This window comes from Bradyrhizobium sp. USDA 4472, assembly GCF_054058595.1.
The window spans coordinates 3,279,210-3,304,403 of sequence record NZ_JBSSAM010000001.1 but is presented as its reverse complement, the minus strand read 5'-3'; the positions used below and the strand labels follow the sequence as shown (position 1 = coordinate 3,304,403).

Here is a 25,194-nt window from a genome sequence, read left to right as displayed (position 1 = left end):
CGTATTGCGCGAGCGGCGGGGCCATCACCGCTCGCTGTTGATTTGCGGGTCAGGCGACCGCCCGCTCGCGATACATCGCGTCGATTTCAGCGGCGTAGCGCTTGTTCACGAAATTACGTTTCAGCTTCATGGTCGGGGTCAGCTCCTCGTCCTCCGGCGTGAGCTGGCGCTCGATCAGGTCGAACGTCTTGATGGACTCGACGCGCGCGAAGCTGGCGTTGACGGCTTCGATCTCGCGCCAGATCAGGTCCCGGATTTCGCCGGCACGGCACAGGCTGGCGTAGTTTGTGAAGGGAATGTCGTGATCCTGCGCGAACTTCTCGACATTCTCCTGGTCGATCATCACCAGGCAGGTCAGGTACGGCCGCCTGTCGCCGATCACGACAGCATCGGAAATGTAGGGCGAGAATTTGAGCTGGTTCTCGATCTCCGACGGCGTGATGTTCTTGCCGCCCGAGGTGATGATGATGTCCTTCATCCGGTCGGTGACGCGGACAAACCCCTCGTTATCGATGGTGCCGATATCGCCGGTGTGCAGCCAGCCGCCGACATCGATGGTCTCCGCCGTCTTCTCCGGCTGATTGAGGTAGCCCATGAACAGGAAGTCGCCCTTGATCAGGATCTCGCCGTCGGGAGAGAGCGCGACCTCGCCCCAGGGCACCGCCGTGCCGACCGAGCCGAGCCTGATGCGTTCGGCCGGCATCATGGTCGCGACGCCGCAATTCTCGGTCTGGCCGTAGACCTCGTGCATGTCGATGCCGAGCGCGAGGTACCAGCGGATCAGATCCGGCGCGATCGGTGCTGCTCCCGTGAAGGCGATGTGGCAACGGTCGAGCCCGATCATGCGGCGGATGTTGCGGAAAACGAGCTGATAGGCGATGCGGTTGGCGATGCGCAAGCCCAGCGACGGCGTCCGGCCCTGCAGGCGGCAATCGACCATGCGATAGCCGATCTTGATGGCACGGCGGTAGGCCCATTGCTGGAATGCCGTCGCGTCCTTCAGCGCGATGGTGATGGCGGAATAGAATTTCTCCCAGATCCGCGGCACCGCGAGAAAGACCGTCGGCTGCACCTCGCGCAGATTATCGGGCACCGTCTCCGGGCTCTCGGCGAAGTTCATGATCGAGCCAAGTGCAACGGAGATGTAGTAGCCGCCGATGCGCTCGGCGACATGACAGAGCGGCAGGAAGATCAGCCGGTCCTCCTCCTCGCGCGCCGGGATGAAATCGTTGGCGTGCCGCATCTGATGCGTGACGCTGCGATTGGAATGCATCGCGCCCTTGGGCGGCCCTGTCGTGCCCGAGGTGTAGACGAGAACGGCGAGATCGCCGGCGCTGCGGCTGTCGATCATCTCCCGCCACAGCGCCTCGCGGCCGACCATGTGGTCACGCCCGAGCGCGCGAAACTCGTCGATCGACATCACCATGGCGTCGGAAAAGGCGCTGAGACCCTCCATGTCGAAGACGACGATCCGCTGCAGGCGGGGACAGCGCGCCCGGCACGCAAGAATCTTGTCGAGCTGCTCCTCGTCTTCGGCGAAGATCACCCGCGTCGCGGAATCATTGAGAAGATATTCGACCTGGGCCGACGCATCGGTCGGATAGATGCCTGACGAAACGCCGCCGGCACACAATATACCCATGTCGGCGTAGATCCACTCCGGCACGGCGTTGGCGATGATCGAGGCGACGTCGCCGGGCATGAAGCCGCTGGCACGAAGGCCGTAGGCGATTTCCTTGGAGATCTGCAGCCATTCGCGCCAGCTGGTCGGCTGCCAGATGCCGAACGTCTTCTCGCGGATCGCAGGCCTGTCGCCGCGTACCTCCGCGGCGCGCAAGAAGCTCTTCGCGATCGTATCGGCGACCGTCAGCACCGGTCGGGCCATGCACGTCTCCTCCTTGTCATCTTCAGTTCATCGCCACGTCTTCTTCTTTTTCCAGCGCCGCTCGCCTCGCGCGCCTTGCTCCTTGGCGCCGAGGTAGAACTCCTGGATGTCCTTCGAATGCATCAAGCGGTCGCAGCTGTCATTCATGACCACGCGGCCAATCTCGAGGACATAGCCGTAATGCGCCGTCTCCAGCGCCACGCGGGCATTCTGCTCGACCAGCAGGATCGACATGCCCTGCTCCTCGTTGACGCGGCGGATGATGTTGAAGATCTCCTTCACCAGGATTGGCGACAGGCCGAGCGAGGGCTCGTCGAGCAGCAGGAGCGTCGGCCGGTTCATCAGTGCGCGCCCGATCGCGAGCATCTGCTGCTCGCCGCCGGAGAGCTGGCCGGCCGGCTGGTCGATGCGCTCTTTCAATCGCGGGAAGTAGCCATAGACCCGCTCCAGATCCTCCGCGACGCCGTCGCGATCGCTGCGCGGATAGGCGCCCATCATCAGGTTTTCGCGCACCGAGAGGAACGGGAACACCTCGCGCCCCTCGGGGACATGACTAAGCCCCAAACGCACGATGCGGTCGGCCTCCATGCGCTGGATCGGCTTGCCCATGAACTCGATCGAGCCCTTCTGCGGATCGAGAATGCCCGAGATGGTCTTCAGCACCGTGGTCTTGCCGGCGCCGTTGGCGCCGAGCAGCGTGACGATACGGCCGCGCGGCACCTCCAGCGAGATGCCGCGGATCGCCATGATCGGCCCGTAATAGCTCTCGACGTTGGAGAGTTTCAGGATGATATCCGGGGCCATGGTCGCATCCATGCGTCAGGCTCCCAGATACGCGGCGACGACGTCGGGATGCTGCTGCACCTCGGCCGGGGAGCCCGTCGCCAGCACGCGGCCGTAGTTGAGCGCAATGACGCGGTCGGAGACGCGGTTGACCAGCGACATGTCGTGCTCGACCATCAGCACGGTGACGCCGAGCTCGCTCTTCATGTCGCGGATCCAGAACGACATGTCGTCGGTCTCCTCCACGTTGAGCCCCGACGACGGCTCGTCGAGCAGGATCAGCTTCGGCTCCGAGCAGAGCGCACGTGCGAGCTCGATCACCTTGCGGACGCCGTAAGGCAGGCCCGAGATCAATTTATCACGGTATGGCTCGAGATCGAGGAATTCGATCACCTGCTCGACCCGGCGGCGATGCACCTTCTCGTTGGCGCGCACGCTGGGCAGAAACAGCAATTCCTGCCAGAGCTGCGTGGTCGAGTGCCGGTGGCGCCCGACCAGGAGGTTCGACAGCACCGTGGCGTTCTCGAACAGCTCGATGTTCTGGAAGGTGCGGGCGATGCCGAGCCTTGCGATGTCGTAGGGCGGCTGTTCCGTGATGTCCTGATCCTCGAAGAAGATGCGGCCCGAGGTCGGCCGGTAGATCCGCGAGATCAGATTGAAGATCGAGCTTTTGCCCGCCCCGTTGGGGCCGATGATCGACAGGATCTCGCCCTTCTCGACCGCGAACGACACCGCGTCGACCGCCTTGAGGCCCCCGAAATGCAGCGACAGGTTCTCGGCGCGGAAATAGCTCATCGGTTCCGCTCCGACTTCACGTAGATCTTCTGTCGCTTGAAGGTCGCGCGCTTGTAGAGCGGGAACAGCTGGAAGAAGAGTTTTATCTTCAGCCAGCGGCCATAGAGGCCGAGCGGCTCGAACAGCACGAACACCATGATGATGATGCCGTAGATCGCGCCCTTCAGCCCGTTGAGCGAGGCAAAGGCCGCGACCTTGGACTGGACATTGCCTGCCGTCGCCGGGCCTGCGCCGAAGGTCGCGGCAATGCCGGCGATGATGCCGGGCATATCGTCCTTGAGGTAGGTCAGGAACGGATCGATCATCACGATGAAGATCGCACCCAGCACGGCCCCGTGCAGGCTGAAGATGCCGCCGATCAGGATCACGATGATGAATTCGATCGAGAGCTGCAGCGTGAACATCTCCGGCGAGATGAAGGAGAGCTTGTGCGCGAACAGCACGCCGGCAAAGCCTGTTATCGCCGCCGAGATCGCAAACGACTTCACCTTGTAGAGCGCGACATTGACGCCCATGCTGCGCGCCGCCGTCTCGCTGTCGCGGATCGCGACGAAGGCGCGGCCCGTCGGCGATCGCAGCAGGTTGAGCGTGCCGACGATGGTCAGCACCAGCACCGCAAGACAAAGGAAATAGAAGGTCGGGCTGTCCCGTGAGACCGTCACGCCGAGCAGCGACAGCGCCTTGACCCGCAGGCCCTCATTCCCGTTGGTGACGCTCTCCCAGCGCGCCAGGATCTCCTCGACGATGAAGGCGAAGGCGATGGTTGCGATGACGAGATAGATGCCCTGGAGCCGCAGTGCGGGAAAGCCGACCAGCGCGCCGACGCAGCCGGTCAGGACGCCGGCGGCGAGGAAATAGACCGGAAACGGCACGTTGTATTTCTGCAGGTAGGCGGCCGTGTAGGCGCCGATCGCCAGGAACGCCGCATGTCCCAGCGAGGCCTGCCCGGTAAAGCCGGTCAGGATCAGCAGCGCCACGCCGACCGTCGCATAGATGCAGACGAAGACGAGCTGGCTCATCAGATAGCTGGAAAGCATGTAAGGCGCGATCAGCAGCGCCGCGAACAGGAGACCATAGGAGACGACATGGCCCGAATGCGGGAACAGCCTGATGTCGTCATCATAGTCGGTCTTGAACAGGAAGCGCATGCGTTCAGACCTTCTTGCGGGCATGAAGGCCGAACAGGCCTTCGGGCTTCAGCAGCAGGACCGCGAGCAGCACGACGTAGGGCGCGACGTCCTTCCAGCCCTCGGGCAGATAGAAGCCGGCCATGCTCTCGATGACCCCGATCAGGACGCCGCCGACGACCGCGCCGGGGATCGAGCCGAAACCGCCGAGCACGGCGGCAGGGAAGGCCTTCAGGCCGAGCACGAGGCCGACATTGGAGTGAATGAAGGTGATCGGCGCCAGCAGCACGCCGGCGCAGGTCGCAACCGCCGCGCTGATCGCCCAGACGATGGACACCACGCGCTTGACCGGGATGCCCATGTAGTAGGCCGCCAGCATGTTCTCGGAACTGGCGCGCATCGCGGTGCCGAGCGTGGTCTTGTTGAAGAACAGCCAGAGCAGCGCACAGAGGATGATCGTCGCCGCGATCACCGACAGCTTGTCATGAGCGAGCACCAGCGAGCCGATGCGCAGCACGCCCTGGCTGAAGGGCGTCTCGATCTTGAAATCGTCGGTGCCCCAGATCATGCCGGCGACCGAGCGCAGGAAATAGCCAAGCCCGATCGTGGCCATGATGATGGAGAATTGCGGATAGCCGAGGATCGGCCGCACCACGATCCGTTCCGCCAGCATGCCGAACAGCGCCATTGCGACCACCGCGCCGGCAAAGCCAACCCAGTAGTTCAGGCCCATCATGCCGATGAAGGTGAAAGCGAAGAAGCCGCCCAGCATCATCAGATCGCCCTGGGCGAAGTTGACGACCTCGGTGGCCTTGTAGACGAGCACGAAGCCGAGTGCGATCAGGCCGTAGACACAGCCGAGCGCAACACCGCTGACCAGCTGCTGAACAAAATCCAGCATCGCCGCGTCCTCCCGATGCAACCAGCGGTTCTTGACGACCGCCCTGCCGCATCTTGTGTCCAGCCGCTACGCAGTCGCTCGGCCGCGAGCGCCATTCGTCCCGGCGCCAATTCAGCCTGAACCCCCGAGTGCTGTCAACAAACGGTGGCTTGCTAGGTGTCTTGCCTTTAGTCCAAGGTGGATGCCGGAATTGGGTCGGCCCGATTCACGGGCCGAAACATCTTCAGGTCAGGGTCGCGACCGATGCAGAACCGGATGGGGTAGCCGTGATGAAGCGGGACAGCTCGGCGCTGGAAGTCCGAGGGTTAACGAAGCGTTTTGACCGTTTGGCGGTCGATAGCCTCGATCTCACCATCCATGCCGGCGAGTTCTATGCGCTGGTCGGCCCGAACGGCGCCGGCAAGACCACCACTTTGCGCATGGTAGCCGGCCTGTTGCGGCCCGATGACGGCGGCGTCTCGATCTTCGGCATCGATGCGCTTCAAAACCCCGTGGCGGCCAAGCAGGTCATGGCGTGGGTCTCCGACGAGCCCATGATCTACGACAAGCTGACGCCGCTTGAGTACCTCGAATTCGTCGCCGGCCTCTGGGGCATTGCGCCGCCGGTCTCGAAACCGGTCGCCGAGGAGCTTCTGACTTCGCTCGGGCTCGAGCCGCACCGGCACGAGCGCTGCGAAGGCTTCTCCAAGGGCATGCGCCAGAAAGTGGCGCTGGCCGGCGCGCTGGTGCACGATCCCCGCCTCATCATTCTCGACGAGCCGCTGACGGGACTCGATGCCGTCTCGGCGCGGCATGTGAAGGGGCTGCTCGGCGAGCGCGTGCGCGCCGGCTGCACCGTCATCATGACGACGCACATTCTCGAGGTCGCCGAGCGCATGGCCGACCGCATCGGGGTGATCGCCGCGGGACGCCTGGTTGCAGAGGGTACGCTGACCGAGCTGCGCCAGCAGAACGGCCATGCCGACACCAGCCTGGAAGATCTCTTCATTGCGCTGGTCACGCTTCCGGAAGCCGCATGAGCTCGGCAACCGCGCTCTCCTGGTTTGCCCGTCACGAGCTCCGGCTCGCCTGGCGCGAATGGTTCGCCATGATGACGGGCGGGCGGCGCCGGCGGGCCCGCGCAGCCGTGATCGGTCTGCTGTTCTTCGCCGCACTGCTGCACGTGCCGGCATGGGCGGTGATCGGCCGCTTCGCCAATCTCCAATTGCCGCTCGACAAATCCTCGCTGATCGTGGTCTCGGCGACGATCTTGCTCGCCTGGACCTTGATGCTGTCGCAGGCGATCGAATCGGTGACGCGGGTGTTTTACGCCCGCGCCGATCTCGACCTGATCATGTCCTCCCCCGCAACGCTCGCCAATCTGTTCTCCGTGCGCATCGCCGCGATCGCACTCACCGTGACGGTGATGGCGCTGCTGTTCGCGACGCCCTTCATCGACGTGCTTGTCATCGGCGGCGGCGCACGGTGGCTTGCGGCGTTCGGCGTCGTCGTGGCGATGGGCCTGTCGGCGGCGGCGATCGCGATCGGGGTGACCATTCTGCTGTTCCGCCTGATCGGCCCGTCGCGGACGCGCTTCGTCGCCCAGATCCTGGCCGCGATCATCGGCGCCGGTTTCGTGATCGCGCTCCAGGTCGCCGCGATCATCTCCTATGGCACGCTGTCGCGCTTCACCGTCCTGACCTCAAGCACCCTCGCCGCCCACGCGCCCGACGTCGACAGCATCTGGTGGTGGCCGGCACGGGCGGCCATGGGCGACGGCGAGGCGCTGCTGCTGCTCCTCGCGCTCGGGCTGGTGCTGCTCGGATGCGTGATGGCCGTGTTCTCGGGCCGCTTCGCCGACACCGCGATCGAGGCTGCGGCTTACGGCACATCCAGCCGCAAGCGCACAAAGGAGCGCCCGTTCCGGGGCGGCTCCCGACAACACTCGCTGCGGCGCAAGGAGTTCATGCTGCTCTGGCGCGATCCCTGGCTGATCTCGCAGACCCTGATGCAGCTGCTCTATCTGGTGCCCCCGGCGTTGTTGCTCTGGCGCAGTTTTGGCGACAGTTCCGCGGCCCTGACGCTGATCACGCCTGTCATCGTGATGGCGGCAGGACAGCTCGCCGGCGGGCTCGCCTGGCTGACGATCTCAGGCGAGGACGCGCCCGACCTGGTCGCGACCGCGCCCCTGACGTCCTCGAGCGTCATCCGCGCCAAGATCGAGGTGGTGCTGATCGCGATCGCCGCCATCTTCAGTCCGCTGGTTGCGGTGCTGATTTTCGCTTCACCATCCCAGGCTGCGATCACCGCCGCCATCATCCTCGTCAGTGCGGCCTCTGCGACCGCGATCCAGCTCTGGTTCCGCGTCCAGGCCCGGCGCAGCCAGTTCCGCCGCCGTCAGACCTCGTCGCGGCTTGCGACCATTGCCGAGGCCTTCTCCTCGATCGGCTGGGCCGCGACCGCCGCGCTGCTGCTCACGCTGCCGACCGCCGGCATCGTCAGCGGCCTGATCACGGCGGGCCTGGTTGCGACGACCTGGAAGTTCAGCCCGAGGCGGGAGTAAAGGCAGGTGCGGCATTGACGCGCTGTTGATCGCGTCCTGTTGGCGACACGCCGTTCTGCACGCTAGACTTTCCCTCGAAGTCATCGGGGATGAATTCATGCGGCGACTTGTTTCGGCGGCATTTGCGCTGTTGAGCGCATGTCTCTCACCCGCCCTCGCCCAGCAGCCGCCCCAGCGCGGCGAATGCCTGGCGTTGGCGAATGCCGCACCTCGCGCCATGCCGGTCGCCTTGCGGCAGGCGGCCGTGGCGCCGGAGGTCGAGATCACCTATGCCGGCCACTCCACCTATTTCATCGACACGCCCGGTGGCGTGCGGATCGCGACCGATTACAGCGGCGCCTATCAGGTCGGGCGTTTGCCTGACGTCGTCACCATGAACCGGGCCCACAGCACGCACTACACGCTCAATCCGGACAAGCGCATTCCGCATGTGCTGCATGGCTGGGGCGAGGACGGCAAGCCGGCCGTCGTGTCGGAGCGCATCGGCGACACTTTCATTCGCAACGTCACGACCGATATCCGCCGCTACTTCGGCGACGATTCCGGCACGGACATGATCCGCGACGGCAATTCGATCTTCATCTTCGAGGTCGCCGGGCTCTGCATCGGTCATCTCGGCCATTTGCACCACAAGCTCGACGACAGCCATTTCGCCCAGATCGGGCGCCTCGACATCGTGATGGTGCCGATCGATGGCACCTACACGATGTCGCTCGATGGCGTCTCTGAGATCACCAAACGCTTGCGCGCTTCGGTGGTGCTGCCGATGCACCGCTTCGCGACCCCGCTCGAGGAGTTCATGCGCCGCATCGGCCAGCAGTTCGAGATCGATCGGCGCACCGAGCGCTCGTTGCGGATCTCGCGCGATACGCTGCCGTCGACACCGACGGTGATCATCCTCGAAGGCGTCTGATCTGCAAAACCGGAACGCATGAACCTGCTCCGACTTGATGGCTTCGAGATCATCTTCGGATCGGAGCAATCATGAGTAGAAGGTTCCTGGTTGTCGGAGCATTCGCAGCCATTTATCTGTTGTGGGGTTCCACCTATTTCGCGATCACGCTGGGACTGAAATCGCTTCCGCCATTTCTGCTGATGGCGCTTCGCTCGTTTTGCGGCGGAGTCGTTTTGCTGGCGATGAGCGGCCGGCAGATCGGCAGCGTGCCCGCTCGGGCCTGGATCGGCGCGAGCCTGTGCGGACTGCTGTTCTTTGCGGGTTGCCATGGTGTGCTCGCCTTCGCACAGCAATCGGTTCCTTCAGGGGTGGCCGCGATCGTGCTCGCCACCATTCCGTTCTGGATCCTGTTGATTGATTCGTTGTTCCCCGGCGCGCAGCGGCCAAGGCCCCTTGCCCTGCTCGCACTCGTGCCGGGCTTCTTCGGCGTCGGGCTGGTGGCATGGCAAAATGTCGAGGAGGCCGGCATCAGCATCCTGCCGGTCGTCTTGCTGCTGGCTGCGGCGCTGTCATGGTCGGTCGGCACCGTCCTGTCCCGGAGCATGTCGAAACAAGCGTCCGCCATTCTGCTTTCCGGCATGCAGCTTTCGATCGGTGGCCTCGTGTTGTTCGCGATCAGCTGGCTGACGGGCGAGATCGCAAGCTTCAGGCCACGGGATGTCTCCCCGGTCTCGCTTGCAGCCGCACTCTGGTTGATCGTTTCCGGAAGCGTGATCGGATTCGTCGCCTATAATTGGCTGCTGGAAAATGTCTCGACCTCGCTGGTGTCGACCTACACCTTCGTCAACCCTGTCATCGCCGTGCTGCTCGGCACCCTCGTGCTGGGCGAGCCGTTCTCGCGCATGATGCTGCTTGGCGCAGGTCTCGTCATCATCTCCGTCATCGTCATCTGGCGCGCTGAACGCTCGGAGAGCCGCCCGACGATCGACAAGACCCGGCAGGGCGTAGGACATCTCTCCCTGCACAAGACCTGACGACGTCGGACGGCAATTTTCTCCAAGTCGGCTATCGGCCGATCGTGCTGATCTCCGGGCAAGAGGAGATCGACATGACCGACTTCAAGAGATTGCTGCACGCTGACGGACCCAACCCCGAGCACGCCGCGGAGCTGCAGCTCTACGGCCGCTTCGTCGGGGATTGGGACGCCGAGATCACCGCCCACGGGCCTGACGGCGCGACGCACACCGCACCCGGCGAAATTCATTTCGGCTGGGTGCTGGAAGGACGCGCCGTTCAGGACGTCTGGATCATTCCGCGGCCTGCGGGCGCGCCCGCCTTTCCGGTCGCAGGCAATTGGTACGGCACGACGCTTCGGGTCTACGATCCCGGCATTTCGGCGTGGCGGATTTCCTGGTTCGATCCGGCCCGATCGGTATTCCGCCAGCAGATCGGCCGCGCGCGTGGTGAGGACATCGTGCAGGAAGGCACGACCGAAACCGGCGAGCTCACGCGCTGGAACTTCGTCGACATCACACATGATTCGTTCCACTGGCTCGGCGAGGTCAAGCCCGCCACGACAACCGATTGGCGGCTGGTGGTCGATGTGAGGGCGACGCGGCGGAAGGGCTGAGGAGAACACCGCCGCGCTCGCCACGGAGCCAAGCGCCGTCACGACGCGAAAGAGGGGACGGGATGTTGGTCCCGCCCCCTCTTCCGTCGTGGCCGCTGGGAAGCGTCCTTCAAAAGGATTAGCCGGCGCCCATGAGGGGCGCGGGGCTGCGTTCGCCGGGCGAGAGGAACATCCGCTTCAGCTTGTTGACCACGCGGATCATGAAGCCGATGACGGCGGGATTTGTCTTGCGGCAGAAAGCGATCTTCTTGACGTGGCCTTCGACATGCCATTTGGCATGCGCGCCATCGCGAAAGAAAATGACGTCGCCGGCTCCATACCGCTTGGGCGGGAGCCCTTCGCTTTCCAAAACGATCGATCCTTCCAGGATCATGATGGTCTCGTCGAAATCGTAGTACCAGTTGAAGCGGCCTTCGGTGCAGGACCAGATAATGGTCGAGGATGTGCCGTCCGAGCTGGTCGACAGGATGTGCGAACGGGAGACCGGATTGCCCTCGATGATCCAGGCCGGCTCGATCGGCCGCAGCTCCAGGTCCACGTTGCAACTAGCGATTTCAATCAATGCGGCCGACATCTGTTTCCCCAGGGCATATATTAAGTATGACCGGGTCTCGGCCCGGATTGTTTCGAAAGATGGGGGAACGCTAGTAGCCTGTTTTTAATTCTTTCTTACACGAGCCCCGACAATCAGCCGCAAGTTGCAGATGCGAAATTGTTAGCGCCCCAATTTCCTGCAAATTCGCACACATGAACCCTTCTTTTCAGGGGTGCGACAAAGTGCGCGACGTCAACGAGGCGAAACAGGAAATCCGCGCCCGGCCTCGACCTGCCCGAGGCGGGCGATTCCCGTGGGTACGCCCCTGCGAGGCGGTCGCGGCCTGCGACGGCATCAGTGCGGCCACCGACGGCAGCCCGTTCACGGCACCGTTCAACCGCTTCAGCAATGACTACGGCCCGATGCTGCGCGGCGGTGCGATGCGACCCGACCTCTCCCTACGGGAGAGGTGAAGAACCCGCGCGCACGCGCGTCGGTTACTTCGCCCACTCGCCCTTGCGGAACACCGGCACCTTGCTGCCGTCGGCCAAAATGCCGTCGATGTCGGTCTCGCCCGAGCCGATCATCCAGTCGATATGGATCAGGCTTTGATTGCCGCCTTGGGCTGCGATCTGCTGCGGCGTGAGCTGCGCGCCGTTGATGAAGCATTTCGAATAGCATTGCCCGAGCGCGATGTGGGACGCCGCGTTCTCGTCGAACAGCGTGTTGTAGAACAGCAGCCCGCTCTGCGAGATCGGCGAGGAATGCGGCACCAGCGCCACCTCGCCGAGACGCCGCGCGCCCTCGTCGGTGTCGAGCACCTTGTTCAGCACCTCCGCGCCGCGCGAGGCCTTTGCGTCGACGATCCTGCCGTCCTCGAAGCGCACCGCGATGTTGTCGATCAGCGTGCCCTGGTAGGACAGCGGCTTCGAGCTCACGACATGGCCGTAGACCCGGCGGCAATGCGGAGTCGTGAAGACCTCCTCGGTCGGAATGTTGGCGTTGCAGCTGATGCCGTTCTTGGCGAGCGAGGCACCGCCTTCCCATTCATGGCCGTCGGCAAGCCCGATGGTGAGGTCGGTGCCGGGACCCGAATATTGCAGTGCGCGGAATCGCTGGCCGTTCAGCCAGTTGGTGCGCTCGCGCAGCACCGCGTTGTGGCCCGCCCAATTCGCCATCGCATCCTCGCGGTCGACGCGGGAGGCCGCAAAGATCGCATCCGCGAGCTTGCCGATCGCCACCTCTTCGGAATCATCAGGGAAAACCTGCTTCGCCCAGGTCGGGCTCGGATAGGCGATGATGTTCCAGTTGGTGTCGAAATTGACGATCTTTTCCAGCGCCGGCTGATAGGCCATGGAATTGGCCTTGCTGGCGCGCGCCACCTTGGACGGATCCTCGTTCGACAACAGCATCGGGTTGTCGCCGACGATGGCGAGGCGCGCGGTGTTGTCCGAGAACGCTTTCGCCATCCCTTCGTAGAGCCAGTCGGCGGCGCGATCAAAGCTATTGTCATGGCCGTGGCGATAGCGCGCCAGCGTCGTCTCCTCGTCGGAAAGAATCGGCGTCACGATGCCGGCGCCGGCCTTGTAGGCGTGCGCGGCGATTCGGCGCACCAGCGGCAGCGCGATCGCGGGCGCCGTCAACAGAAGGTCCTGTCCCGGCCGCAAACCCAATCCAACCTTCACCGCGACCTCGGCCAGCCGGTCGAGCTTCGCGGGATCGATGGAAGAGGCGAAATTGCGTTGATCGGTCATGCCGGGTCCTCTGTCGAATTCTCACGTACAATCTAAGTCTAGCATCACGAGGCACAAGTGCGCGAGCGTCTTGCGCGACGTGAAAGATACGGAGTTTCGTGCAGTTTGGTTTTCAACGCGTTGCCGATTTGAGCACCCGATCGACCATGGCAGGCGCAAGGCCAAGGTAATTTTTCGGTGAAGTGAGGGCCTCGATGCTGGCGCGATCGATTCGGGTCGCGACGCGCTGATCGGCCGACAGCGCATCGGCAAGGCTGATGCCCTTCTCGTTGGCGAGCCTGCAGGCATCGTAAACCACGTCGTGCGCGTCTTGCCGGCCGATCTGCGGCGCGAGCCCCATCATGACCGCTTCGGCCACGATCAGACCGCGACTAAGGGCGAGGTTGTCGTCCATCTTCTTCTCGTCCACGATGAGACCCGCGAGCGCGAACCTGGCCTGGTGCAGTGCGCCGGCGGTCAGCACGAAGCTTTCGGGGATCGCCATCCATTCGGCGTGCCACGGACCGGTCGCGCGCTCGAAATCCTGCACCAGGGCGTCCAGCATCAGACCAGCCTGCTGCCGCACCGCCTTCGATGCGGCAAGCATCAGTTCCGACGAGATCGGATTGCGTTTCTGCGGCATGGTCGAGGAGGCGCCGCGGCCCTTGACGAAGGGCTCGTAGACTTCGGCGAATTCGGTCGAGGCCATGATCATGATGTCGAGCGCGATCTTGCCGAGCGATCCGGTGAGGAGCGCAAGGAAATTCACCGCCTCGGCGAAGCCGTCGCGTGCGACATGCCATGTCGAAGCGGGCACACCCAGCTTCAGCTCGGCGCAAAGCGCCTCCTGCACCTCGAAGCCCTTGTCGCCGAGCGAAGCCAGCGTGCCGGCCGCGCCGGCGAACTGCCCGACCAGCACACGCGGCTTCAGTTGCGCGAGGCGCTCGGCGTGGCGGTCGAACATCGCAAGCCAGATCGCGGCCTTGTAGCCGAACGTCACCGGCAGCGCTTGCTGGAGATGGGTACGTCCGGCCATCGGCGTGTCGCGATGGCGCCGCGAGAGGTCGGCGAGAATTTTCCGCAAGTCCGCGATATCGCGCTCGATGATCCCGAGCCCGGCGCGCAATTGCAGCACCACGGCGGTGTCCATGATGTCCTGCGTGGTCGCACCCCAATGCACGTAGCGGCCGGCCTCGCCGCATTGCTTCGCCATCTGCTGCACCAGCGGCAGGATCGGATAGCCGACGATGTCGGTCTCCTGCCGCAACAGATCAAAATCGAACGCGGCAACATCGGTCCTCGCCGCGATCTGGTCGGCAGCCTGTTGCGGAATCACACCGCATCGCGCCTCCGCTTTCGCGAGCGCCACCTCGATCTCGGCGTAACGCGCCACCAGCGCGACATCGGAAAACACCTCGCGCATTTCCGGCGTGCCGAAGGCATCGCGGAACAGCATGGAATCGAGCACGGTGGTCGAGGCGGTAAAGGCGGGCATGGGCGCTTCTTTGTGGCTGTTGTTTTGTATGAGGATAGCTTACGCGGGCCGGGACGTTGGGCAACGGACATTCGCTGTTTAACGCACGTTCGATGGCTTGCGAGCACCTCGCCTGCCCCGTCATCCGCAGGTGCGAGACGCACGATGCGAAGCAGCGTGCGCGGAGCCTCGAAGGATCACGGCCCAGATGCAGCTCCAGACATCAGCGCGCTGCTCCGATGGCACTATCGACTGTCGCGCGGCGCGAACGCCTTCGCATGACGAGGAGACCTCAATGTTGAAATCGTTCCGCTTGCCGGGGCTCGTCTGCCGGTCCTGTCGGCTGCGACATTGACCGCTGCGCCGATCGGCCAGCGCCGCGGAATCCGGCGACGTCGCACGGTATGTTTTTCGCCCGAGCAGGCCGCTTTCCTTCGGCATCCCGCTCCGCTTCGGGAAGGCAGCAGTCACGGGCTTTTTGATCACCTGAGCGGCGGATTGGTGTTGCTCCAGGTCGGCACCGCATTGGTGACGCCGACCGACGGCCAATTATAGGTTCCGATCGAGGGCGCCGTGACGGTTCCAATCGACGGACCGGACGACCCATAGGTCCTTGGCGGCGTCGCGGTCACGACGGAGCTTCCGTAGGTAGGGACCATCACGTCCGTGCTGTAATGCCTGCTCGACCGATGCTTCTTCGCTTCAGCCGCGAAAGGCGCCACCACCAACCCGGCCGCGACGAGCGCGGCTACGGCGATTCTCATCGTTGTCATGACCATTCCCTTCGTTCGCTGCGGGCTGGTAAGTCATGTGTTCATCCGGCGGAGAATTCCCATAGGTCGCCGTTCATAATTCCGTGCGCGCAAATGTGCCGGAACGCTGCGATATGGCACGATCGGCGCGGACACACTATCACGAACGTGTCGCCTTCGGATCGACCCGAATCAGCGCTAGTGCAAGGCTTTCAGAGACTCTCGGAACGAACAGCATGACCGGCCCCGAATTGAAGCAACTGCGCGACGATCTCTCCGACGCGCTCGGGCGCAAGCTCAATGCGGCCGACATGGCGAAGTTGTGTGCGTTGCCGGAGAACGGCGGCGCGGACACGATCCGGCGCTGGGAGGTGCGCGGCCCGACGCTGGCCGCGACCAAGGTGCTGCGCGTGCTCGCAATGGCGAGCGATCGCTATCCGATCCTGGACAAGTTCGACATCTTCGATCGCCACGACATACGCGAGGAAGACCGGCCCGCGAAGCGCGCGGCGTTCCGTGCGCAGATGCGCGAGGAGGTGCGGCGGCGTCTTGGTTAACGGGACACGCGCGCAAGTTACCGCAGTCAGCGCGAATTAAACCTTCCTTCACCACTTCTTAAGCCGCCATTAAGCACGAAAATCATTTGTGGCCCAATAACTTAGGTTGGGCACCGTTATGCCACGCATGTGACAGCATTTTCGTCAAAAGCGAGCTATCTGCATAACCAAAGCGGCGCGAACTGCGCGCCTGCCGGGGACCTTAGTGTTGGAGTTAGGACGATGAAGAAGATTCTGTTTGCGACGGTTGCGCTGCTCGCGGTGGGCGCGGCTGTTCCGGCGTTCGGTGCCGATCTCGGCGCCCGCCCCTATTACAACAAGGCGCCGGCCTACGCCGCGCCGATCTACAACTGGACCGGTTTCTACATCGGCGGCCACATCGGCGGCGCGTTCTCCAGCGACAGCAATTTCAACGGCCTCTCCACCGGCAACAACGGCAACGGCCGTTTCCTCGGGGGTTTGCAGGCCGGAGCAGACTGGCAGCTCAATCCGAACTTCGTGGTCGGCGCCGAAGCCCAGTATTCCTGGCTCTCCGGCAATGTCGGCGCGGTGTTCCCGGGCGGCGTGGCCTACACCAACGACCAGCGCGGCCTCGGCTCGATCACCGGCCGCGTCGGCTACACCTGGGGCCCGGGCCTGCTCTACGTGAAGGGCGGCTACGCCTATTCCGACAACAACGAGAAGGTGACGGTCGGCGGCGTGCCGGCAGCCTTCGTCATCGACGGCAATCACAGCAGCGGCTACACCATCGGCGCCGGCCTCGAATACATGTTTGCCCCGAACTGGTCGGCCAAGGCCGAGTACCAGTATTACAATTTCGGCGATGCGCACTTCACCGCGGGGCCGCTGGTCGGCACCGGCAACTTCACCACCGACGACCACACCTTCAAGGCCGGCCTCAACTACCGCTTCAACTGGGCGAGCCCGGTCGCGTCCTACTGATCGCGCCTGAAAAACTCTCGCCACGATCAAGGGCCGGCGTGATGCCGGCCCTTTCTTTTTTCGCCCTGCGGAACTGCCAAGCATTTGGGCAACTTGCGATTTTTTAACCCGGGCCAAGGATACTCCGCAGCGAAATGACAAAGATTACGCGTGTGGGGGAATTTCGATGGCGATCCGTCTGAGCGTTGGCCGTATCAAACCTCGTTTCAAAATGCCGAAATGGGGCCTGCGCGGCAGCCTGTTCGCGGCCTTCGCCGTGATCGCGGGCATGGCCCTCGTGATCGCAGCCGGCGCCGGCTTCGTGTTCAAGCATCTCGGCTCGACCATGATGGATTTGAGCGGCCGCGACATCCCGCGCCTCGCCGCCAGCCTTCAGCTCGCCTCGCAGAGTGCGACGCTCGCAGCACAGGGCCCGGGCCTGCTCGCCTCGCCCACCGATGATGCGCTGAACGAGCGCACCAGGAACGTAAAGGACATCCAGCAGCTCGCGATGGCCAAGCTCGGCGAGATCATCGAACTCGGCGCGGACCAGCAGACCGCGAACGCGCTGCGCGACACCACCAAGAGCATCGATGAGGCCACGCAGAGCCTGGTGTCGGCGGCCCGTGAGCGGCTCGACACCGGCGCGCTGCACGACAAGCAGTATGAAGCGCTCCGGAAGGTCCAGCGTTCCTTTGTCGGCGCTGCCGGCCCGGCCATGCTCGATGCACAGACGCGCCTCAATGCGATCCTCGGTGCGGCGGAGGTGTCGGCCGACGATGCCACCGAAGCCGCCCGCACGGTCGCCCAGATCTCGACGATCTCCGCCAACGGCAATCTGATGGCCGCCGACATGATGGCGGCGCTCTCCGCCAACAGCAGCGACACGCTCGAGGCGATCGAGAAGGAATTCAAGACGACCCGCGACCGCGTCAAGTCCAACCTCGAGGACCTCCCGAACTTCCCCTCGATGCAAGCCGTGCGCGATGCCGTCGAGAAGCTGTTCGTCTTCGGTGAAGGCAAGACCGGCGTATTCAAGATCCGCCAGAAGGAGCTCGACGCGATCGACTATGGCCAGACCATCCTGGACGAGACGCGCAAGCTCAATGTCGGGCTCGGAATCAGCGTGCAGGCGCTCGTCGACGGCGTGCAGAAGGAGACCAACGCGTCGACCTTCCAGGCGCGTCACGAGATCTCGCTCGCCACGACCGCAATGCTGGCACTCGGCGGGCTCACCCTGATCGGCTCGGCGCTGTTCGTCTGGCTCTATGTCGGCCGCAACATCCTGCGCCGCATCCGCGAGCTTCAGCGCGCCATGCAGCTGCTCTCGGCCGGCGACCTCGACACCGAGATCGTCCGCTCCCGCCAGAACGACGAGATCGGCGCGATGAAGGAAACGCTGACGGTGTTCCGCGACAGCATGATCGAGGCCCGCGCGCTCGCGAGCGAGCAGGACAAGGATCGCACCGCCAAGGCCGAGCGCGCCGCGCAAATGGAAGCCAAGATCGCCGAATTCGAGGGCACCGTGCGCACCGCGCTCGATAACCTCGCGCAATCGGCCAATTCGATGCAGTCGACGGCGCAGAGCATGTCGACCACCGCCGACCAGTCCAACGCACTGGTCAACGCGGTTGCGTCCGCCGCCGAAGAGACCTCGGTCAATGTGCAGACCGTATCGTCCGGCACCGAACAGCTCTCGTCCTCGATCGAGGAGATCAGCAAGCAGGTCGTCACTTCGGCCGCGATCGCCAAGAAGGCAGTCGACGAAGCCGGCGCCACCGACGCCACGGTGCAGAGCCTCGCCGAGAGCGCAAGCCGCATCAGCGTCGTGGTCGACCTGATCCAGACCATCGCCTCGCAGACCAACCTGCTCGCACTCAACGCCACCATCGAGGCGGCGCGGGCGGGCGAGGCCGGCCGCGGCTTTGCGGTGGTTGCCTCCGAGGTGAAGAGCCTCGCGAGCCAGACCGCGAAGGCGACCGAGGAGATCCGCACCCAGATCGCCAGCATGCAGCAGGTCACGACCTCGGCCGTCGGCGCCATCCAGGGCATCGGCCGGATCATCGGCGAGATCAACGACGTCACCACGACCATTGCCGCCGCGGTCGAGGAACAGGGCGCAGCGACCCGCGAGATCGCCCGCAACATCCAGCACGCGGCCGGCGGCACCAGCGAAGTCTCCAGCAATATCGTCGGCGTCTCCACCGCTTCAGCCGAAGCGGGTGCCGCGGCCACGGAGGTGCTCAGCGCATCGGATGCACTCCGCCGCGAAGCCGACTTGCTGCGCGGAGAGATCGACGCGTTCCTCAACAACATGCGGGCTGCGTAGGACGCCGATTCCATCCGGGCTACGGAATACGGCCGGAATGACCGCCATGCGGCGACCGGCCGGCCTTCTTTTTCGGCTGGCGCCCTGCCCGCGCTGGGTTTAAGCCGGTGGCATGAACGCAAAAACCGATACCGTGCAGTCCTCCGCCGAGGCGCTGCGCTACCCCTGGGAGCAGCATCCCGGCCCGGAAGAGGTCGTGGAGGTCAGGCCCGGCGTGTTGTGGGCCCGGCTGAAGCTGCCGTTCCGCCTCAACCATGTGAACATCTACCTGCTCGCCGACGGCGACGGCTATGCGATGGTCGATGCCGGCTTCGGCAACGAGGAGACGATCGAGGCCTGGACCAAGCTGTTCGAAGGTCCGCTCAAGGGCGTCAATATCACGCGCCTGATCGTCACCCATTCGCATCCCGATCACGTCGGCCTCGCCGGCTGGATCGTCGAGCGGTTCAACTGTCCGCTGGTGATGTCGCAGGTCGAATATCTGCAATCGGTCTATCACCAGAACCGCGGCACCGAGGAGCGGCGCGAGGCGCAGCGGCTGTTCTTCCGCCGCCACGGCATGGACGAGTCTCTCACCGAGAAGCTGCTCGGCCGCGGCCAGGATTATCTCAAACGCGTCTCGGTGCTGCCGCCGTCCTACCGCCGTATCTCGCATGGCGACGAGGTCGTGATCGGCCCGCGCCGCTTCAAGGTGATCACCGGTGGCGGGCATGCGCTCGACCAGGTGATGCTGTACTGCGCCGACGACAAGCTGTTTCTCTCCGCCGACCAGGTGTTGAGCAAGATCTCGCCGAACGTCAGCGTGTGGGCGGTCGAGCCCGACCAGAACTCGCTCGGCGAATATCTGGCCTCACTCGCGAGCCTCACCACCACCCTGCCCTATGATCTCCTGGTGCTGCCGGGTCACGGCGTACCGTTCTACGGGCTGAAGACCCGCATCAAGCAGCTCGCCGATCACCACGAGGAGCGCTGCCGCCTGATCGCGGAAGCCTGCCGCGAGGTGCCGCAGACCTCGCGCGCATTGGTGCCTGTCGTGTTCAACAAGCACGTGCTTGACGAGCACCAGATGGGCTTTGCCGCCGGCGAGCTCGTCGCTCACGTCAATTACATGATCGTCGAGGGCCGGCTGACCGCCGAGACCAAGGACGGCGTGCTGCAGTTCAGGACGACGTGAGGGCGTCCAGCCCTTGGACCGATGGTGCAGGGCAGCATCATGTCCCGCGCGAACTTGATCGGGATCAAGTTGGGTCGGGTCGGATAGGGCATTTTGCCCAATGCCCCTCACGGCCCTATAGGCGATAGCGCATGGACATTAGAGCTGGAAAAGCTCTAAACAGATGCGCCCTTTTGGTCAGTTCCGTCTCAGGTTGCACCGATGGATTACGCCGAGTTCTTCAATTCCGCCCTTGATCGCCTCCACAGCGAGCGCCGCTATCGCGTGTTCGCCGATCTGGAGCGCACGGCCGGCCGGTTCCCGCATGCAGTCTGGCACTCGCCCAAGGGCAAGCGCGACGTCGTGATCTGGTGCTCCAACGATTATCTCGGCATGGGCCAGCACCCGAAGGTGGTCGGCGCCATGGTCGAAACCGCGACCCGCGTCGGCACCGGCGCAGGCGGAACCCGCAACATCGCCGGCACGCATCATCCGCTGGTGCAGCTCGAGGCCGAGCTCGCCGACCTCCACGGCAAGGAAGCCGCGCTGCTGTTCACTTCCGGTTACGTCTCGAACCAGACCGGCATCGCGACCATCGCCAAGCTCATTCCGAACTGCCTGATCCTGTCGGACGAGCTCAACCATAATTCGATGATCGAGGGCATCCGCCAGTCCGGCTGCGAGCGGCAGGTGTTCCGCCACAACGATCTCGCCGATCTCGAAGCGCTGCTGAACGCTGCGGGTGCGAACCGGCCGAAACTGATCGCCTGCGAGAGCCTCTATTCCATGGACGGCGACGTCGCGCCGCTCGCCAGGATCTGCGATCTCGCCGAGAAGTACAACGCGATGACCTATGTGGACGAGGTCCACGCCGTCGGCATGTACGGCCCGCGCGGCGGCGGCATTGCCGAGCGTGACGGTGTCATGCATCGCATCGACATTCTCGAAGGCACGCTGGCGAAAGCGTTCGGCTGCCTCGGCGGCTACATCGCCGGCAACGGCCATATCGTCGACGCCGTGCGCTCCTATGCGCCCGGCTTCATCTTCACCACCGCACTGCCGCCGGCGATCTGCTCGGCCGCGACCGCCGCGATCAAGCATCTGAAGACCTCGAACTGGGAGCGCGAGCGCCACCAGGACCGCGCCGCGCGCGTCAAGGCGATCCTCAATGCCGCAGGTCTCCCGGTGATGTCGAACGACACGCACATCGTGCCGCTGTTCGTCGGCGATCCCGAGAAGTGCAAGCAGGCCTCGGATATCCTGCTCGAGGACCACGGCATCTACATCCAGCCGATCAACTATCCGACCGTCGCCAAGGGCACCGAGCGCCTGCGCATCACGCCCTCGCCCTATCACGACGACGGCCTGATCGATCAGCTCGCCGAAGCGCTGCTGCAGGTGTGGGATCGTCTGGGTCTACCGCTGAGCGAGAAGTCGCTGGCCGCGGAGTAGGCGTGTTCGCTGCTCTTTGAATCCAACCCGCACCGTCCCCTGAGCTACCCCCTCCCCACAAGGGGGAGGGAGCGCAGAAGCGTGCCCATATCTCTTTAACGACGCCCCCCAGTTCCCGCCTCTATCAGGTATTTCGCTGTCGCCTCTACCCTGCCAACGCGCTAGATTTGCAGGGAAAATGAGATCGGGCGCCTTTGCGCCCAGGGAGAAGCACGCTCGCCATGCTGCACGACTGGGGCGTGATCGCAGCCGCCTTCGGCTATATCGGGTTCCTGTTCCTGGTGGCGAGCCACGGTGATCGCCGCTCGCAGGCCGGGCCCGGCCGCGCGTCCGGGATGATCTACCCGCTGTCCCTGGCGATCTACTGCACGTCCTGGACCTTCTTCGGCTCGGTGGGCTTTGCCACCCGCACCTCGACCGACTTCCTCGCGATCTATGTCGGTCCGATTCTGATGATCGGGCTCGGCGCCGGCGTGCTCCGCCGCGTGATCCAGCTTGCCAAAGCCCACAACATCACCTCGATCGCGGACTTCATCGGTGCGCGTTACGGCAAGAGCCAGGCCGTGGCGGCGACCGTAGCGCTGATCGCCATCATCGGCTCGGTGCCCTACATCGCGCTCCAGCTCAAGGCGGTGGCCTCCTCGCTCGAAGTCATCCTGAGCGAGGACCAGGCGTTCTCCCACATCCCGATCCTCGGCGACATGGCGCTGATGGTGACGCTGGCGATGGCGGCCTTCGCGGTGCTGTTCGGCACGCGGCAGACCGACGCGACCGAGCATCAGCACGGCCTGATGCTCGCGGTCGCGACCGAGTCCATCATCAAGCTGGTCGCCTTCCTCACCGCCGGCATCTTCGTCACCTTCTGGATGTTTTCGCCGCACGAACTGATCGAGCGCGCGATGAGGACCCCGGAGGCGGTGCGCGCCATCGACTATTCGCCGTCGATCGGCAATTTCCTGACCATGACGCTGCTGTCGCTGTGCGCGATCATGCTGCTGCCGCGCCAGTTTCACGTCAGCGTCGTGGAGAACTCCTCGGATGCCGAGGTCAGCCGCGCGCGCTGGCTGTTTCCGCTTTATCTCGTCGCGATCAACGTGTTCGTGATCCCGATCGCGCTCGCCGGCCTCGTCATCTTCCCGTTCGGCGCTGTCAACCCCGACATGTACGTGCTGGCCCTGCCGATGGAGGGCGGTGCGGGACTTCTCAGCGTCGCAGTCTTCGTCGGCGGCCTCTCGGCGGCGACCGCGATGGTGATCGTGGAATGCGTCGCGCTCTCCATCATGGTCTCCAACGACCTCGTGGTGCCGCTGGTGCTGCAGCGACGGCCCGAGGGACGCGCAGCCGCCACCGGCTTCGGCGACTTCCTGCTGCGCTCGCGGCGACTCGCCATCTTCGCCATCATGGTGATGGCCTATTTCTACTATCGCGCGCTCGGCAACGCCCAGCTGGCGGCCATCGGCCTCTTGTCCTTTGCAGCCATCGCGCAGCTCGCGCCTGCCTTCTTCGGCGGCCTGTTGTGGCGGCGCGCGACCGCGCGCGGCGCCATCGGCGGCATGCTGGTCGGCTTCGCGGTGTGGCTCTACACACTGTTCATCCCAAGCTTCATGGACACCTCGACATCGGGCATCCTGCTGCTCCAGCATGGGCCGTTCGGCATCGAGGCGCTGCGGCCGCAGGCGCTGTTCGGCGCCGACCTGTCGCCGTTGATGCATGGCGTGGTCTGGTCTCTGTCGCTCAACATCCTCACTTACGTGCTGCTGTCGCTGGCACGTCAACCCTCGTCGATCGAGCTGGTGCAGGCCGATCTGTTCGTCCCCAACACGCTCGCCCCGATCGCTCCGAACTTCCGCCGCTGGCGCACCACCATCACGGTGCAGGACATCCAGAGCACCGTCGCGCAATATCTCGGGCCCGATCGCGCCCGGCAGTCGTTCGATGCGTTCTCGGCACGGCGCAATATGCGGCTCGAGGCCGGAGCACCCGCCGATTTCGAGCTGCTGCAGCATGCCGAGCACCTGATCGCCTCCTCGATCGGGGCCGCGTCCTCGCGCCTTGTGATGTCGCTGCTGCTGCGCAAGCGCACGGTGTCCGCGAAAGCCGCGCTGAAATTGCTCGACGATTCGCACGCAGCGCTGCATTTCAACCGCGAGATCCTGCAGACAGCCCTCAACCATGTGCGCCAGGGCATCGCGGTGTTCGATGCCGATTTGCAGCTGATCTGCTCGAACAGGCAGTTCGGCGATCTCCTCAACGTGCCACCGCATTTCATCCAGTTCGGCACGCCCTTGCGCGAAATCCTGGAATTCATGGGCGTGAGCGATCCCTCCCAGGGTGACCGCGAAGCGATGATCGAGCAGCGGCTGGTGGCCTACACCACCGACAGCGAACCCTATCTGGAGCGCCTGCCGGAACGCCACATGGTCATCGAGGTGCTCACCAATCGCATGCCCGGCGGCGGCTTCGTCATCACCTTCACCGACGTCACGCCGACCTTCGAGGCGGCGGAAGCGCTGGAGCGCGCCAATGCGACGCTGGAAAAGCGTGTGCGCGACCGCACCGAGGAGCTGACGCGACTGAACTCGGAGCTTGCGCGAGCCAAGAGCATCGCCGAGGACGCCAGCATCTCCAAGACGCGCTTCCTCGCGGCCGCCAGCCACGACATTCTTCAGCCGCTGAACGCGGCGCGGCTCTATGTCACGAGCCTGGTGGAGCGCCAGCACGATGGCGAGGAGATGCGGCTGGTCGAGAACATCGACGAATCGCTGCAAGCGATCGAGGAAATCCTCGGCGCGCTGCTCGACATCTCCAGGCTCGACGCCGGCGCGATGACGACCTCGATCTCGAGCTTCAAGATGGCCGATCTGATGCGCTCGCTGGAGATCGAGTTCGCGCCGATCGCGCGCGCCAAGGGCCTCGGGCTCACCTTCGTGCCCTGCTCGCTGCCGGTCGAGTCGGACCGCTTGCTGTTGCGGCGGCTGTTGCAGAACCTGATCTCGAACGCGATCAAATACACCCCGCGCGGCCGCGTGCTGGTCGGCTGCCGGCGCCATGGCGCCTCGCTCAAGATCTGCGTCTACGATACCGGCGTCGGCATTCCCGCGCTCAAGCGCGGCGAGATCTTCAAGGAATTCCACCGCCTCGAGCAGGGTGCGCGGATCGCGCGCGGGCTGGGGCTGGGACTCTCGATCGTCGAACGGCTGGCGCGCGTGCTCAACCACGGCATCGCCATCGACGCCAATGCAAGCGGCGGCTCGTTGTTCACCGTGATCGTGCCGACGGCCAAGGCCGTGACGCTGACGGCGGCGTTAACAAGCGCAACGCCGCTGGCGCGCGCGCCGATATCGGGCGCTCTGATCGTCTGCATCGAGAACGACGCGGCGATCCTCGACGGCATGCGGACGCTGTTGAAGGCCTGGCACGCCGAGGTGATCGCGGTCGCAGATCCCGAAGGCGCGATATCGGCGATCGAGGCCGCCGGCAAGCGCGTCACCGGACTGCTCGTCGACTATCACCTCGACCGCGGCAACGGCATCGCCGCCATCCGCGAGATCCGCCGCCGCTTCGGCGACAGCATCCCCGCGATCCTGATCACGGCCGATCGCAGCCCCGCCGTGCAGATGGCTGCGCGCGACGAGAAGATCGCGGTGCTCAACAAGCCGGTGAAGCCGGCTTCGCTGCGTGCCCTGCTCGGGCAGTGGCGCACGCAGCAGATGGTTGCGGCGGAGTAACG

Annotated in this window: 21 protein-coding genes; 12 read left to right on the top strand and 9 right to left on the bottom strand. The window is 64.4% G+C overall.

Translation table 11 applies throughout. The annotated features are described in order from the left end of the window. Window positions 1-49: 49 nt before the first annotated feature. Genes ACVWZ4_RS15175 through ACVWZ4_RS15155 form a run of 5 tightly spaced genes read right to left on the bottom strand, consistent with a single transcriptional unit; the run spans window position 50 to window position 5,491 of the window. Window positions 50-1,885 (bottom strand): AMP-dependent synthetase/ligase, encoded by a 1,836-nt coding sequence (locus ACVWZ4_RS15175; protein WP_456740650.1) that lies wholly within the window; start codon window positions 1,883-1,885, stop codon window positions 50-52. Between the two features lie 27 nt (window positions 1,886-1,912). Next, on the bottom strand, window positions 1,913-2,701 hold the full coding sequence (locus ACVWZ4_RS15170) for an ABC transporter ATP-binding protein (protein ID WP_456699987.1): 789 nt from the start codon (window positions 2,699-2,701) through the stop codon (window positions 1,913-1,915). Between the two features lie 3 nt (window positions 2,702-2,704). Then, entirely contained in the window at window positions 2,705-3,463 is a 759-nt protein-coding gene (locus tag ACVWZ4_RS15165) for an ABC transporter ATP-binding protein (RefSeq protein WP_456699988.1), read from the bottom strand. Then, window positions 3,460-4,611: a branched-chain amino acid ABC transporter permease gene (locus ACVWZ4_RS15160; protein WP_456740649.1), complete on the bottom strand. Its 1,152-nt coding sequence runs from the start codon at window positions 4,609-4,611 to the stop codon at window positions 3,460-3,462. The genes ACVWZ4_RS15165 and ACVWZ4_RS15160 overlap by 4 nt, the downstream gene beginning before the upstream one ends. 4 nt (window positions 4,612-4,615) lie before the next feature. Next, window positions 4,616-5,491, bottom strand: a complete 876-nt coding sequence (locus tag ACVWZ4_RS15155) for a branched-chain amino acid ABC transporter permease (RefSeq protein WP_456699990.1) — start codon at window positions 5,489-5,491, stop codon at window positions 4,616-4,618. Window positions 5,492-5,760: 269 nt separating this feature from the next. On the opposite strand from ACVWZ4_RS15155, the gene ACVWZ4_RS15150 reads away from it, so the two are divergent. From ACVWZ4_RS15150 to ACVWZ4_RS15130, 5 genes are all read left to right on the top strand, one after another. Then, window positions 5,761-6,510, top strand: a complete 750-nt coding sequence (locus ACVWZ4_RS15150) for an ABC transporter ATP-binding protein (RefSeq protein WP_456699991.1) — start codon at window positions 5,761-5,763, stop codon at window positions 6,508-6,510. Then, on the top strand, window positions 6,507-8,033 hold the full coding sequence (locus tag ACVWZ4_RS15145) for a permease (protein WP_456740648.1): 1,527 nt from the start codon (window positions 6,507-6,509) through the stop codon (window positions 8,031-8,033). Before ACVWZ4_RS15150 ends, ACVWZ4_RS15145 begins: the two co-directional genes overlap by 4 nt. Window positions 8,034-8,130: 97 nt before the next feature. Then, window positions 8,131-8,946: an MBL fold metallo-hydrolase gene (locus ACVWZ4_RS15140; RefSeq protein ID WP_456699993.1), complete on the top strand. Its 816-nt coding sequence runs from the start codon at window positions 8,131-8,133 to the stop codon at window positions 8,944-8,946. A 71-nt stretch (window positions 8,947-9,017) separates the two neighbouring features. After that, a complete protein-coding gene (locus ACVWZ4_RS15135) occupies window positions 9,018-9,962 on the top strand; it encodes an EamA family transporter (protein WP_456740647.1) in 945 nt (314 codons plus the stop codon). A 74-nt stretch (window positions 9,963-10,036) separates the two neighbouring features. After that, window positions 10,037-10,558 carry a hypothetical protein gene (locus ACVWZ4_RS15130; protein WP_456699995.1) on the top strand — a complete coding sequence of 174 codons (522 nt, stop codon included), beginning with the start codon at window positions 10,037-10,039 and terminating at the stop codon, window positions 10,556-10,558. A gap of 118 nt (window positions 10,559-10,676) precedes the next feature. Here ACVWZ4_RS15130 and ACVWZ4_RS15125 read toward each other — a convergent pair whose 3' ends face one another. Continuing rightward, entirely contained in the window at window positions 10,677-11,132 is a 456-nt protein-coding gene (locus ACVWZ4_RS15125; protein WP_456740646.1) for a cupin domain-containing protein, read from the bottom strand. 203 nt (window positions 11,133-11,335) lie between these two features. On the opposite strand from ACVWZ4_RS15125, the gene ACVWZ4_RS15120 reads away from it, so the two are divergent. Further along, window positions 11,336-11,566, top strand: coding sequence for a hypothetical protein (locus tag ACVWZ4_RS15120; RefSeq protein WP_456740645.1), 231 nt, complete (start codon window positions 11,336-11,338; stop codon window positions 11,564-11,566). A 24-nt stretch (window positions 11,567-11,590) separates the two neighbouring features. On the opposite strand, the gene ACVWZ4_RS15115 is transcribed toward ACVWZ4_RS15120, so the two are convergent. From ACVWZ4_RS15115 to ACVWZ4_RS15105, 3 genes are all read right to left on the bottom strand, one after another. After that, window positions 11,591-12,847 carry an aminopeptidase gene (locus ACVWZ4_RS15115; RefSeq protein ID WP_456699997.1) on the bottom strand — a complete coding sequence of 419 codons (1,257 nt, stop codon included), beginning with the start codon at window positions 12,845-12,847 and terminating at the stop codon, window positions 11,591-11,593. Window positions 12,848-12,959: 112 nt separating this feature from the next. Next, window positions 12,960-14,321, bottom strand: coding sequence for a 3-carboxy-cis,cis-muconate cycloisomerase (gene pcaB, locus ACVWZ4_RS15110; RefSeq protein ID WP_456699998.1), 1,362 nt, complete (start codon window positions 14,319-14,321; stop codon window positions 12,960-12,962). Between the two features lie 461 nt (window positions 14,322-14,782). Continuing rightward, window positions 14,783-15,073, bottom strand: a complete 291-nt coding sequence (locus ACVWZ4_RS15105; RefSeq protein ID WP_456699999.1) for a hypothetical protein — start codon at window positions 15,071-15,073, stop codon at window positions 14,783-14,785. A gap of 215 nt (window positions 15,074-15,288) precedes the next feature. Between ACVWZ4_RS15105 and ACVWZ4_RS15100 the strand changes: the two genes are divergently transcribed. The 6 genes from ACVWZ4_RS15100 (at window position 15,289) to ACVWZ4_RS15075 (ending at window position 25,192) form a co-directional block, all read left to right on the top strand. Further along, window positions 15,289-15,609, top strand: coding sequence for a hypothetical protein (locus ACVWZ4_RS15100; protein WP_456700000.1), 321 nt, complete (start codon window positions 15,289-15,291; stop codon window positions 15,607-15,609). 222 nt (window positions 15,610-15,831) lie between these two features. Beyond that, window positions 15,832-16,551, top strand: a complete 720-nt coding sequence (locus ACVWZ4_RS15095; protein ID WP_456700001.1) for an outer membrane protein — start codon at window positions 15,832-15,834, stop codon at window positions 16,549-16,551. Window positions 16,552-16,717: 166 nt separating this feature from the next. Then, on the top strand, window positions 16,718-18,859 hold the full coding sequence (locus ACVWZ4_RS15090) for a methyl-accepting chemotaxis protein (RefSeq protein WP_456700002.1): 2,142 nt from the start codon (window positions 16,718-16,720) through the stop codon (window positions 18,857-18,859). A 112-nt stretch (window positions 18,860-18,971) separates the two neighbouring features. Further along, entirely contained in the window at window positions 18,972-20,033 is a 1,062-nt protein-coding gene (locus ACVWZ4_RS15085; protein WP_456700003.1) for an MBL fold metallo-hydrolase, read from the top strand. A 201-nt stretch (window positions 20,034-20,234) separates the two neighbouring features. Continuing rightward, window positions 20,235-21,464 carry a 5-aminolevulinate synthase gene (gene hemA, locus ACVWZ4_RS15080; protein WP_456740644.1) on the top strand — a complete coding sequence of 410 codons (1,230 nt, stop codon included), beginning with the start codon at window positions 20,235-20,237 and terminating at the stop codon, window positions 21,462-21,464. Window positions 21,465-21,685: 221 nt separating this feature from the next. Next, window positions 21,686-25,192, top strand: coding sequence for a PAS domain-containing hybrid sensor histidine kinase/response regulator (locus ACVWZ4_RS15075; RefSeq protein WP_456737059.1), 3,507 nt, complete (start codon window positions 21,686-21,688; stop codon window positions 25,190-25,192). Window positions 25,193-25,194 lie beyond the last annotated feature (2 nt).